This is a genomic window from Streptomyces sp. AV19 (genome assembly GCF_015999245.1).
Lineage (GTDB): Bacteria > Actinomycetota > Actinomycetes > Streptomycetales > Streptomycetaceae > Streptomyces.
Genome location: NZ_JAEAMR010000005.1, coordinates 24,390 through 36,478 on the forward strand (window position 1 = coordinate 24,390; position 12,089 = coordinate 36,478).

The 12,089-nt window shown below is 70.1% G+C and carries 11 protein-coding genes; 7 read left to right on the plus strand and 4 right to left on the minus strand.

Annotated features, from left to right (window positions below):
- The first annotated feature begins 8 nt into the window (after positions 1–8).
- The 4 genes from I5Q34_RS35730 (at position 9) to I5Q34_RS35465 (ending at position 3,129) form a co-directional block, all read left to right on the plus strand.
- The gene (locus I5Q34_RS35730) at positions 9–257 is read left to right on the plus strand and encodes a hypothetical protein (protein ID WP_199891375.1); all 249 of its coding nucleotides are present in this window, start codon (positions 9–11) and stop codon (positions 255–257) included.
- A complete protein-coding gene (locus I5Q34_RS07410) occupies positions 250–1,281 on the plus strand; it encodes a zeta toxin family protein (protein WP_199891376.1) in 1,032 nt (343 codons plus the stop codon). Before I5Q34_RS35730 ends, I5Q34_RS07410 begins: the two co-directional genes overlap by 8 nt.
- A 154-nt stretch (positions 1,282–1,435) precedes the next feature.
- The gene (locus I5Q34_RS07415) at positions 1,436–1,825 is read left to right on the plus strand and encodes a hypothetical protein (protein WP_199891377.1); all 390 of its coding nucleotides are present in this window, start codon (positions 1,436–1,438) and stop codon (positions 1,823–1,825) included.
- Between the two features lie 20 nt (positions 1,826–1,845).
- The gene (locus I5Q34_RS35465; protein ID WP_199891378.1) at positions 1,846–3,129 is read left to right on the plus strand and encodes a 3'-5' exonuclease; all 1,284 of its coding nucleotides are present in this window, start codon (positions 1,846–1,848) and stop codon (positions 3,127–3,129) included.
- A gap of 228 nt (positions 3,130–3,357) precedes the next feature.
- On the opposite strand, the gene I5Q34_RS07425 is transcribed toward I5Q34_RS35465, so the two are convergent.
- Positions 3,358–3,735, minus strand: a complete 378-nt coding sequence (locus I5Q34_RS07425) for a hypothetical protein (protein ID WP_199891379.1) — start codon at positions 3,733–3,735, stop codon at positions 3,358–3,360.
- Positions 3,736–4,232: 497 nt separating this feature from the next.
- Between I5Q34_RS07425 and I5Q34_RS07430 the strand changes: the two genes are divergently transcribed.
- Genes I5Q34_RS07430 through I5Q34_RS07440 form a run of 3 tightly spaced genes read left to right on the plus strand, consistent with a single transcriptional unit; the run spans position 4,233 to position 8,235 of the window.
- Positions 4,233–4,631, plus strand: coding sequence for a plasmid mobilization relaxosome protein MobC (locus tag I5Q34_RS07430; RefSeq protein WP_199891380.1), 399 nt, complete (start codon positions 4,233–4,235; stop codon positions 4,629–4,631).
- Positions 4,628–6,103, plus strand: coding sequence for a relaxase/mobilization nuclease domain-containing protein (locus I5Q34_RS07435; RefSeq protein WP_199891381.1), 1,476 nt, complete (start codon positions 4,628–4,630; stop codon positions 6,101–6,103). The genes I5Q34_RS07430 and I5Q34_RS07435 overlap by 4 nt, the downstream gene beginning before the upstream one ends.
- Before the next feature lie 44 nt (positions 6,104–6,147).
- Positions 6,148–8,235, plus strand: a complete 2,088-nt coding sequence (locus tag I5Q34_RS07440) for a hypothetical protein (RefSeq protein ID WP_199891382.1) — start codon at positions 6,148–6,150, stop codon at positions 8,233–8,235.
- 103 nt (positions 8,236–8,338) lie between these two features.
- Here I5Q34_RS07440 and I5Q34_RS07445 read toward each other — a convergent pair whose 3' ends face one another.
- From I5Q34_RS07445 to I5Q34_RS07455, 3 genes are read right to left on the minus strand one after another with little or no spacing between them, the layout of a single operon-like run.
- Entirely contained in the window at positions 8,339–8,833 is a 495-nt protein-coding gene (locus I5Q34_RS07445; RefSeq protein WP_199891383.1) for a DUF4913 domain-containing protein, read from the minus strand.
- Positions 8,833–10,602, minus strand: coding sequence for a type IV secretory system conjugative DNA transfer family protein (locus I5Q34_RS07450; protein ID WP_199891384.1), 1,770 nt, complete (start codon positions 10,600–10,602; stop codon positions 8,833–8,835). The genes I5Q34_RS07445 and I5Q34_RS07450 overlap by 1 nt, the downstream gene beginning before the upstream one ends.
- Positions 10,599–12,062 carry an ATP/GTP-binding protein gene (locus I5Q34_RS07455; RefSeq protein ID WP_199891385.1) on the minus strand — a complete coding sequence of 488 codons (1,464 nt, stop codon included), beginning with the start codon at positions 12,060–12,062 and terminating at the stop codon, positions 10,599–10,601. Before I5Q34_RS07455 ends, I5Q34_RS07450 begins: the two co-directional genes overlap by 4 nt.
- Positions 12,063–12,089: the final 27 nt, after the last annotated feature.

The window sequence follows — 12,089 nt, forward strand, 5'->3', positions numbered from 1 at the left end:
AACAGTCCGTGGCTTACGAGGCCGCCGTAGAGGCGGCCAATGCTGTGGTCGGCGCGCTTAGCGCGCTCATCGCGCGGGAGGAAGCGAAGCCGGCGGCCGAGCGGGACGAGGGCGCGATCAGGATGTGGGAGGACGAGCAGGCCCGATGCCACCGAGTGCGTGAGCAGCTGGACCCTGCCAACACCTCCGAGGTTGCCCGCCTCCGGAGGCACTTTGCCGAGCGTGCCCAGGTGCTGCGGGGGCCGGCCGGTGACTGATCCCGAGGCCCTGCGGTACAAGCTTTCGGAGGCCGGGAGCCGCCGGATTTTCGAGCGACGCATCGTGCCTCAACTCCTGTCAGCGGCGAAGCCGCAACAAGAGCCCGTAGCCGTCTTCCTGGTAGGTCAGCCTGGTGCCGGCAAGACCCGAGTGTCGCACTTGCTGGCCGAGCGCCTCAACGAGCGTGGCGGGTTCGCCGACATCGACAGCGACTTGTACAAGCCGTATCACCCCGAGTACGCCCGCCTTCTCGCCGAAGATGACCGGCTGATGGCCCTCTACACCGGCCCCGACGGGCGGGAGTGGATGCGGCAGGCGCAACAGTACGTACGCGAGAACCGGATCAATGCCTTGGTCCAGGAGATAGCAGACCGAGGCGAAGAGTTCATGGCGGCCCAGATGCGGGCCTACCGGGAAGCTGGATTCCGGGTGGAAGTCGTCGCCTTGGCGGTCTCGGAACCTCTGTCGTTGCAAGGAATTCTGAACCGCTACCACGAGCAGGTGAAAGAGCGCGGCAGCGGACGCCTGACGGTGCCCGAGAAGGCCGCTGCCTCCTACGTCGGCATCGTGCGCACAGCTGCCATGATCGATGCCGAAGCCGCCGCCGATTACGTCGCCGTCTACCGCCGCGGCGAAGCCGAGCCCCGGTACAGTAACAGCCGGGGAACCGACGGGCAGTGGCGACGGCCGCCGCAGTTCCGACAAGCGATCGAGACGGAACGGGCCCGGCCGTGGACGCCGGTGGAAACTCGCGACTTCCTCACCGTACAGGCGAAGCTGTACCGCGAGATGAGCGCGGATTTCCGACCGCAGATCCAACGAATCGACACCCTCGCCCGGTCCTTGCTGGACGCCACAGCCTCCCGGCCAACTCACCAGGTTGACGAGCAGGCAGCGGAGGCCACCCGCCTCGCACGCCTGGCCTTCCCAGGCTCTGCTGAACAAGCGCTCCACGACCCTCCGGCTACCACGTCGCAACAGCCGCCCACAGACCGTGAAGCCCGACCGGAAATCGAGCGCTGAAACGCCGCACCTACGAGGGCGCGCACGCCGTATCTCGCGTGCCGAGCACCGGCCGGACTCGTCCAGGCCGCCCGTCGCGCGTGACGGGCGGCTGCCGCTCGGGATATACCGAAACGCACCCGCAACCACGGTGCCTACAAGCATAATCCGCTCCATGGCCCACCCACCCAACCGCTATCCGGGGCCGTGCGCCGAGTGCGGGGTACATCTGGCCGCCGGGGCCGGTGAACTCCGGCCCGTCCAGGGCCGCCGACGAGCCGTATGCCGCGATCACGACGACCGCCCCGCCACCCCGCTGGACACCGTCCCCCGCCGCGCGCACGACGAGCCCGAGCCCCCGCCGCCCACCGAAGTCCGCATCACCGGCACCGACGCCGAACGCCTCGTCGTCCTGGACGCCCTCCGCACGACCCAGGGAATCCACGTCGACCACCGCTCCCAGCCCCACCCGCGGCGCGACCCCGACGACCCCCGCGCCTCCATCTACGTCCGCCTACAGATCAGCCCTGACCTACTGGCAGTAGCCCAGCGCGACCTCACCTAAATTCACCAAGGAGGTACGAAATGCCGACGGCGCAGACCGTGGCCACCCAGCCCGTCGGGCGGCACGAGGGACTCCCGCTCTACACCGGCCGCACCGCACCCGACGACCTGTTGACGCAGCGGCAGCTGACCGCCCGGCGGCTCAGGCTCGCCGAGGGCCAGAAACCTCGGGCGTACGTGCGCGTCAGCATGCCGTACGGAGGCGGTCCGGTGGCCCTGTACCGGCCGGACGAGGCCGTCGCCATGCGACCCCTGTCGCCCCGTCAGCAGGCCGCCATGACCGCCCGCCGCACCTGCACCGTGTGCAGCACCGCCGGGACGGAGGTCCTCCCCGAGCGCCGCGGGCCCTGGCTCCCCCGGCCCGGCCGCGTCTGCCGCGACTGCGACCGTGCCCTAGAGGAGCGGTACCGCCGCACCTGCCGTCGCTGCGGCACCGAATTCCAGGACCCCAGCAGCGTCAACGCCGGCCGGTGCGGGGCGTGCGCGGAGTGGGTGTCTCGCGCCGAGGACGTCGTCCGTCGGCTGGCTCTGCGGCACTGCCCGGGATGCGCGGTGCAGACCGCCACCCGCGAGGAGATAGCCACCGCCGACCCGGCGGACGTCGCGCTCGATTTCCCGGTCACCTGCCGGGGGTGCCGTGCTGCCGAAGAGGAGCGGGAGGCGGCGGCCCGCCGCCAGGAGGAGCGTGATCGCTGGGACGAGCTGGGCCCGGTCCGCCGGTGGGCCCAGCAAGTGCTCGCCGCCCCGCACAGGTTCGCGATCGTCGATACCGAGACGACCGGGCTTGAATCGGACGCGCGAATCGTTGAGATCAGCATCACCGACGGCGCTGGCCGCACCCTGCTCGACACCTTCGTCAACCCGCAGACTCCTATCCCCGCGGACGCCACCCGCATCCACGGCATCACCGACGCCATGGTCCGTAACGCGCCGGTGTTCGGGGAAGTCCTTCCCTGCATCACCCAGGCTCTCAGCGGCCGGCGCGTCATCATCTACAACCGGGCCTATGACACGGGACGACTCGTCTGCGAGCTCGACCGGCACCACCAGGCAATCGCCCCCACGCTGCCCGGTATTTCCCTGCCCCCGGAGGAGTACCACCCAGCCGCTGTCGCGTGGATGGACGCCCAGGAGTGGGACCGGTGCGCGATGGAGGCGTACGCGGTGCACGTAGGCCAGTGGTCAGCGTATTTCGGAGGATGGCGATGGCAGCCGCTCGGCGGCGGCCACCGGGCCCTCGGCGACTGCCGCACCGTCGTCCAGCGCCTCCGGGAAATCGCCGAGGCGCCGGACCCGGTGGACTGACCCGCAGGCGTCCGGCCCGCACGTACGGTCGCGCTGAGGGGTGGGTCCCTCCGGTCGGTCGGCCCTCACGGTGCGGAGGGACGAGCGACCGGAGGGACCCACCCCGACCCCGGATCCCTGACCCCAACCACCCACCGTGGCGAGCCATATCGACGGCCTCTCTCCCCCTCTGGGAGTGAGGCCCGCCGGAGGCACTTACCCCAGAGCCACCGTTACTTGGACAACGGGCTAGACATCCGTCGACCCAGCCGCGTTCGTCTGCGGTTGCTCACTCGGGTTGTTACTGCTCTGCGCAGGTACAGAACCGCTCCCGCTGGACCTGTTGGATGTCCTCTGCCGCCTCTGCTTGGATTCGTCACGAGGCCGACCCGGTCCCCGCTTCGACGGATCCCGGAGCTTCAGGAGACGGAGTTCGCTTTTCGTCCAGACCTCCTCCAAAGCAGCCCAGGACTTGATCACATCCTTCTCCCGCTCGGCGAGAGCGGCACGGGCTTCCTCCACGGCCTTGATGTTGGCGGAGTGCTCCGCCACCAACTTCAAGCGGTCCTGCATCAGTTTCTGCGCTGCGGCCATCAGCTCTGCGTCTTGCGAGATGTCATCTGCCATGGCCGAAGGGTAGCCGGACGGCTTCCGTCCGCGCCTGACGGCGCGTGTCCGGTGCGGCTGGAGGCTGCGACGCCGGGCGGTCGTGACCAGCGGGACGAAGAGTGCGTCTGCATAGCGCGTGCCGAGGTCGTGCAGATTACCTTGCGGATTCGACAGCCAGCGGCCCGTCCGATCGCTTCTCCGTGCCCGAGGCCGCAAGCGCCCGCAAGGTAGCTCGTCCGTCCGCAGGCTCTTCCGCAAGGTGAGTCTGCAATCCGTAGCCTTCGACGTCACAGGACGGGAGCAAGGTGAGTCTGCAATCCGTAGCCTTCGACGTCACAGGACGGGAGCAAGGTGAGTCTGCAATCCGTAGCCTTCGACGTCACAGGACGGGAGCAAGCTAGGAGATCAGGTCCCCTGATCTCGCTTGACCTCTCGCCTTGCGGCGGCGAGAGGTGACACACTGTCGTGTGGTCCCCACTGCGTGGGGTCGCTTCGCTGGGAGGAGGAATCGGCCGATGGCCGAGGATTTGACGGGGCGTCTGGTGACGCCGCCCGGAGGGCGTAACAAGCGGCATTCGGGCGGGCGTCAACACAAGACCAAGGTGTTGATGAACAAGGAGGAAGCCGAGATTGTCAAGGCCCGGAGCATCGTGCTCGGTGTCAGCGCGCCACGGGTGCTACTTGAGTCGGCGATTGGTGTGCCGCCGTTCACGAAGACCGAGCGGCAGGCCCTCATCGGGGAGCTCCTGGCAGTGCGCCGGCTGTTGGCCAACATGACCAACAACGTGAACCAGATCGCGCGAGCCTTGAACATGGATGTCGAGGTTCCCGGCAGCCAGATTTCCGGTGTACTTGCCGCCTCGGCGAAGGCGGTCGCGCGAGTTGAGGACGCGGTGGATCGGCTCGCTCCGTGATCCCGAACGTGACCCGCGGCCAGGACATGGGCGACCTTGTCCGGTACCTGTTCGGACCGGGACGCGCGAACGAGCACACCGACCCGCACACCGTGGCCGTGGCGGATGGATGCTGGAGCGAAGGGTTCCCGGCGTTCGCCGACGACTCGGAATTGTCGGAGCTCATCACGGACTTGGAGGCGCCGCGGAAGCTGTTCGGTACCGAGGTCAAAGACGGGTACGTGTGGCACTGCTCGCTCGCCCTGCCTCCGGAGGACGGAGAGCTTGGTGACGAGCGCTGGGCGACCGCGGCCCGTCGGCTCGTCGAGGCTATGGGGTTCTCCGAGGGATCCGGCCGGGCGCCGTGCCGGTGGATCGCTGTGCACCACGGTAAGAGCACCGGCGGTAACGATCACGTGCACATCGCCGTCAACTTGGTCCGCGAAGACGGCACGGTCGCCAACGTGTTCCGGGACTACGCCCGCACCCAGCAGGTATGCGCCGCCCTGGAGCGCGAATTCGGCCTCCGAGTGGTCGAGGGCCGCAGGGGCCGAGGCATGCCCGGGATCAAGCGGGGCGAGCGGGAAGCGGCTGCCCGGCGGGGACGACCGGAGCCCGCCAGGTTGACCCTGGCTCGCCGCGTGCGTGCGGCAGCAGTCGCGAGCACGAGCGAGGGCGATTTCGTCGCGCATCTGCGCCGCTCCGGTGTGCTTGTCCGCCCCCGATACAAGGCCGGCGGACAGCACGAGGTGGTGGGGTATTCGGTGGCCCTGCGCGAGCGGAACGGCGATGCTCCGGTGTGGTACGGCGGCGGGAAACTCGCCAAGGACCTCACGCTGACGCAGCTGCGCGCCCAGTGGCCGGAGAACGACCCGGCGGCCGCCGTCGACGCATGGAAGTCCGGGCAGGCGGTGCGTGAGCCGGACAGTGTGTGGCTGCGGGACGAATCCGCCTGGGAGGTGGCGGCCCGTCAGGTAGCGGCCGCCCGCGAGCGACTCGCCACGGTGCCCGTCGAGGACGTCGCTCAATGGGCCCAGGCCGCCAGGGAAACCGCGGGGCTGTTCGCTGCATGGTCGCAGCGGCTGGAGGGCGACCGGCCGGGACCACTGGCCCGCGCCGCCGATGTGCTCGCCCGGTCCGCGCAGCTTCCGCGCGGTGCCCGGCACCGAGCGGAGACCGCAGGACAGCACGATGATTTGCGAGGGGTGGCACTAGTGGTGATGTACTCCCGATCGGGCGAGGCCAGCAGCTGGGGCGAATACCTGTTCCTCCGCACGCTGCGGAACACCTTGCGGGCCCTGCACGACATGCACACGGCCCGACAAGAGCTCTACGCGGCACGGCAGATCGAGGACAGCGCGCGTCATGGTCTGGCCGAGCTGGAGCGCGCCCGGCAATCGCTCATGGACAGCCCGGGGGCGCCGCTGCCCCCTCCCGGCCCGCAGATCGATCCGTACGGCCGTCCCGGCCCCGGTCCTTCTCTCGGCCGGTAGCCGAACCGCTCGCCTTTTGACCTCATGGGATGGAGTGAATGCGCGTGAGCGATCAGCGGATGACGGACGAGCTGTACGACCCGATCACGCAGGCGATAGCCGAGGCCCTGCGGCTGGCGATCACCATTGCGGCGGTGGTTGCCGACGAGATCGCGCGCGCCCGAGAGGAGCGGTACCGGCGCGAAGAGGCGGCCAGCCAGGAGCGCGCCCGGGCGCTTGCCGAGCGGCTGCGGGCGGAACGGTCCGCGGTCGAACCGCTGTTGCGCGAGGCATGGCAAGAGCGGTTCTGGCGGACGCCGGACGCGCGCCGTCTGGGCCGGTGCTGGCAGGCGGCCGCCGAGTGGGCCGGCGGAGACGAATTCGCCCGTCAAACCCTGGAGCACCTGCGCCAGCAGCTGAACAAGCGGTACGGCATCGAGGCACCTGCCTGGCCCCTGCACGGAGCCGAGATCAGCCGCATGATCGCGCTCGCCGCCCCCGAGTTCCAGCGGTTTCTGCAGCAGGGCCGTGCGGCCGCCCACGGCGTCAGCACCGTCTCCCTGGTGGTGCTCATCCGGGACACCGCCGACCCACTGACGATCGCCCACCAGGACGTGGTTGTCGTCGCCGCTGGCATGCCGCCGAGCGAGGCAGGCGCCAACGCGTTCCTACGGTGGGCCGAGCAGGCCCGCAGCCAGAACACGGACCTAGATGTGTCCCGGTTCTACATCGAGGTCCTGGAGAACACCGCCGACGGCGTACAGCAGGTACCGGCGGCCCGGTTGTACGGCCACGAGGCGGAGCGTGCCCGGCAGGAGGCCGTGCGATGGCAGCGCGCCGTAGTGTCCGGCGAGCAGGAGGCCACTCCCGCCGAGCTGCTCTACGCGCTGGAGCAGGAACGCGGACGTCTGGAGGCCGAGAAGGAGCATCGGGTTTCGCGGTTCCGTGAGTACCGCAGCCGGCTCGACGCCGAGGGGCTCAGTGACGCGGACCGGAAACGGCTCGCGGGCAATATCACCGCGATCATTGACGGGCTCCCTGTGCTGCGTCAGCAGATCGAAGAGCTACAACTGAGAATCGAGGTAGCCGGCGCGCAGGTCCGCGGCGAAGACCCCGCCCACGTCTACGGGGGCGTGCAGCTGCGCGACCTTCTTGACCAAGGGTGGTGGGAGACCGCCAACGACAGCGAAATTGCCGGTGTCTGGGACACGGTGCGCGGCTGGTCGCCGGGGCAGGCCCGCGCCGAAATGCAGGCGCATCTGCGCGAGGAGATCAACAAACATCACGGGGTTCATGTCCCGCCGGGGGACAAGCTGACCGGCGTCGACATCGCGCAGTTGCTCGGCGAGTCCACGAGGGTGGACGAGGCCATCACGGTGTCCCTGGTGAGTGAGGAACTGAGGGATGAGGGGCTGGCCGCCTACGAGGAGGCCGCCGGCCTGCACGCGCAGGCGAAGGAGAAAGACGCCGCCGCCGAGCAGACGCCGGACGCTGAGGAAGGCGCGTCGCTGCGGGCTGAGGCAGCCTCGTTGCAGCAGCACGCCATGGAGGTCAAGGGCCGGGCCGAGGCCATGATGGACCGCAGTGCGTGGGTGTCCGCCCAGGGTGTGGCCGCCGAGTTCGCCGTCCTGCACAGCGGTAACGCCCGCGCTGTCGAGCGGCTCACGGAGGAGTTCGCCCGCCGGTGGGCTCGCACCCCGGCGCCGGAGGCCATCCGGCAGTTCCTTGCGGAGACCGAGCGGGGGTTTGCCCCCACCGGCAGTCAGACGGTGCTGACCGCTGTCCCGCTCAACGAGGAGCGGACGGTGTGGCGGGCCCTGCGGCCGACGTCCGGCGCCGTGCCACAGGCGGGACCGGAGGCAGAGCGGGCACCCGAGACCGCAGTGTCCGTCCGGGAGACGGCCGAGACCGAGCGGGCAACGGCAGAAGCTGAGCGGGCAGCGCGGGAGATGCGCGACGCACGGCAGGCGGCCGCCGAGGTGGCCTTGAAGGACATGCCGGACCAGGAGGCGGCAGAGGCCGCGCGGCTGGCCGCCATGGCCTTTCCGGAGGGCCCCGAAGCGGCTGTTGCCAAGGCGCCTGTGGGCAGCCGGAAGAGCGGTTCCGCAGGGCCTTCCGCATCGCGGGAGCGCGCGGCCGAACTGGGACGCTAACTTGACCAGCCTCACCGAAAAATGTAACTATCCGGATCAAACCCGATGAGCGAACCAGCACATGTGCCAATCGCATCCTGGGGGATGAACGGCGGGCGCGTTGTCAGCTCTTGGGCGGCGCGCTGAGGGCGGGGGCGAGCCACATGGCCGGGTCCGCGGGTTCGAGCGGGAGAGGTTCGTACGCGTACCGGCTGTGGCCCTCCGGCGAACACGCCGCCAGCGGCCCGTTGTCGCCATCCATCAGGACCCGCAGGTGGGGATCGGCGTGCTGGAGCAACCAGTTTGATATGCCCAGCGCCGGGTCATGACGGAGGTGCTCCCAGGCCCGCCATACGGCGGTCATCCGGAGCAATGCCTCCGGGTGGGCCCACCACCGCGGACACCACGTCGCGCTGCCGTGGAGATTGCGCCGGATCGTGGGGGCGAAGTAGCCCTCGACGAAGTCCGCCACGGTTGGGAACACCAGCTCACGGGGCGGTTGCTTGCGGGCAGAGCGGCGGCGTTTCGCCCGCGCGGGCGCCGCCTGCTGCGGCTCCGGCGTCGTAGCGGCGCCGGTGGCGTCGTTGTCGTCGGCCCACTCGTCGGCGAAGGGGTCCATCAGATCGCCCCCGGGTCGTATTTGGCGAGTGAGGCTGAGACGGCGGGGGCGATGTGCGGTTGTTCCCACCACGGCACGGTCCGGATCAGGGTCGGTCGTGAGCCGGACGGGACGAGGAGGGCCCGGCCCGGGCTGACGCCGCCGAGGTCGCTCACGCTCACAATCTCGTCTTCCCGGCTGGACTGGCTGTTGGAGCGGGTGCTGAAGCCGAACGGGCCGTTTCCGCCCGGCTGTCGGCTCGTTGAAAAGGTCGGAGCTTCGAAACCGCCGGCCATCTTGGAGAGGTTGCCGAGGAAGTTGGGCGAGGCGCCGCCGCCGCCGTAAACGCGGATGTTCGCGGACCCCCACAACTTGGCCATGCCGTGTTCGCCCCAGACTTCCACCCCTTGCTCCCAGCTCTGGAGGATCGTCATGACGGGCATGCCGCGCGATCCGTAGTGGGAGTATTTGTCGGGCAAGTCGGCCCACCGGCATACGTTGGCCGCTTCGTCGAGGACGCCGAGCATGGCGGCGGGGTGACGGCCGTGCGGGGAGCCGGAGGCCAGGCGTTCGCCCGCCTCGCAGACGGCGACGGTCAGGGCGGTGACAAGGGCGCCGGCGGAGTCGGTTCCCTCCCGGCTGATCATGTACAGGGTGTCGGTGCCGGCGACGTAGGCGTCCGGGTCGAACTCGGGCAGACCACGGCCGTTGTCGGTCACCCACCGCGTGACCTTCGGGTCCACCAGGCACGAGGCCATCTGCAAGGCCGTGCCGTAGATGCCGCCCCGCTGCTTTTCTGGAGCGTTGAGAACGGACTTGACCGCGTCCGCGGGAAGAAGGAATTCCGGCCCGGCGGCGCGGAGGATGCGTTCGGGCTCGCCGTCGCGGCTGTTGGACAGCCACCGGTACGCCTGCGTGATGGGCCGCTTGTCGAGGGCCGCGGCCAGGAAGAAGTACGCGAGGAGGTCTTGACCCGCCGGCTCGAAGTACGCGTCCGTGGTGGCGGTGGGCTTGCGCCGGTCGCTGGCGAAGTGGGAGGCGAGGCGCCGGGCGGCGGCCACGTCCTCGATGTGGCCCAGGGGGTTCCACCACCAGGAAACCGCCTCCCCGATAAGCCCTTGGAGGTCGAAGACGAAGATGCGGCCGAACTGTGCGCGGACTCCCCTTGTCGCGTCGACGACGTCCCGCTTGTTGCTGGTGACGTAGACGGGCCGGCGGCCCGCCCGGCAGACGGCAGGGATCGCGCGGCGTGTAGTTTTTCCTGTCCGCGGTCCCCACACATCCACGTGCATGTCTTCGAGCGACCCGTACAACGGCCGGTCGCCGATGACGGATCGGCCGATGAACACCCCCGGGTCTGCCTGGATCCCGTCGGATGGGTCGGGCGCGGGGACGCCCCACCGGTCGGCCTGTTGGGTCACCGTGTTCCAGGTGAGTTTGTCGAGTTCGCGGCCCTTGGCCAGATGTGGGGCGGCGGCGTCGATCCGGTGCCTTCGGCGCCGGGCGGCCAGGACGGCCCGCGCGACGAGGCCGCCCGCGACGGCCAGGACCAGGACTTCGGCGACGAGGACGGCGGTGGCCCAGGCGCCGGGCCACCGGTAGGTGCCGTGCGCGAGCGCGAACGGCAGCGCGAACGGGCCGGGGGGTGCCTCGGCGTCGCCGAGCGCGGCGCCGAGGCTGGCGGCGGCCCAGGCGGCGGCGCCCAGGACGACGAGGAGGAGCAGGGCGCCGAGCAGGACGTAGGGGCCTGCCTCGTCGCCGGGACCGCGCCGCTTGGTGGTCGAGCTCACCGGGGCCCGCCCTCCTTCCAGATGCGGTTGGTGTCGTTGATCGCGAGCTCTGCCGTGGTGAGGTCCACGTGCACCGGGATGCCGGGCCTCCCGCCGACTTTGATCAGGAAGTTTCCGCGGCCGGGCGGGTCCGCTTCCTTGCCGAGGTCGGAGTCCCATGTGGGGGGTGTCGCCCAGCCGTCGAGGAGGGTCTGTTCCACGCTCGACAGGCCCACCACCTGGGACAGTGACGGCATTTCTTTCCGGGGCAGGCCGCCGCAGATGACCATGCCCGCCCTCTCGACGAAACCCGTGGCTTTGGCGCGGTCCTCGGGGTGGGGCAGGGCGAGCAGGTCGTCCATGGTGTGGGTGATCATCGCCATGCCCACGCCCCGGGCCCGGTTGAGTCTGGTGAGTGCGTCGACGCGGTCCACCAGGCCGCGGCCGGCCCGGAGGACCCTCCAGAGCTCATCGAGGATCACGAAGTAGCGGCGGCGGGGCTCCAATCCGGCCTCCGCAAGGGCTTGCGCCGCTTCGACGGCCTGGAACCCGGCCGACCAGCAGGCCAGCAGGGCCGCCGCCTGTAGCTGGACTTCGCCGTCATCGATGTCCGAGACATCGAAGACCACCGGCCGGTCATGTCGCATGTTCTCGCTGGTCGGGCGCGCGAACAGCTCCCCGAGCCGCCCCTGTCCCAACAGGGCCATCAGCGAGGCTTCCAGAGGCTCCGTCACGTCGCGGTAGCGGTCCATGTCGCCACGGTCGAGGGCGACCACCCGCAGTTCCGGCGGAGCCTCGTGGATGATGCGGACCAGATCGGACAGGACAGGGACCCCGTCGTGCCGCTCGGCCAGCAGCAGGAGGGCGGACGACAGGATCGTCTCCTCCCGGTCGCTGGGCGGGGCCCCGCGCAGGATCGTCACCAGCGCGGAGACGGTGTTCAGGCGGCGGCCGTGCGCCTCGGCGTCCAGGGCCCGGCGGGCGTCCCCGGTCAGCCGGGCCGCGGCCGCCCCGGCCGCTCCGGGGTCGAGGACGTTGAGATAGCCGCGCCCCCGCCCCAGGGTGATCACCTGCCCGCCGAGCGCCCGCACCAGGTCCACGTAGTCCGGCCGCAGGTCTCCGAAGATCAGCGGCATGACGCCGTAGCCGGACAGTCCCAGCGCCATGCGGCGCACAATCGTTGACTTGCCCAGGCCGGGTCGCCCGAGAACGAAGGCCGACGGGTTGTGGATCAGCGCGGCCCGCTGAAACCAGCTGATGGGGTCGCAGCAGACGGTGGCGCCGGAGGTGAGGTTCCGGCCGAGCGGGACGCCGATCGTCGGGGTGCCGGAGCCAGCCCCGTACGGCCAGAGGCCGCACACCTGCACGGCCGTCCCGCGCCATTCGGCGACGGGGTCCAGGTAGTTGACGGCGCCCCCGCCGCGTCCGCGCCACCCCCGGTGCCCCGGGCGGCGGACAGCGGGTTTGGTCGTACGGGACATCAGGGCCTCCCCTTCGGTCGGCTGACG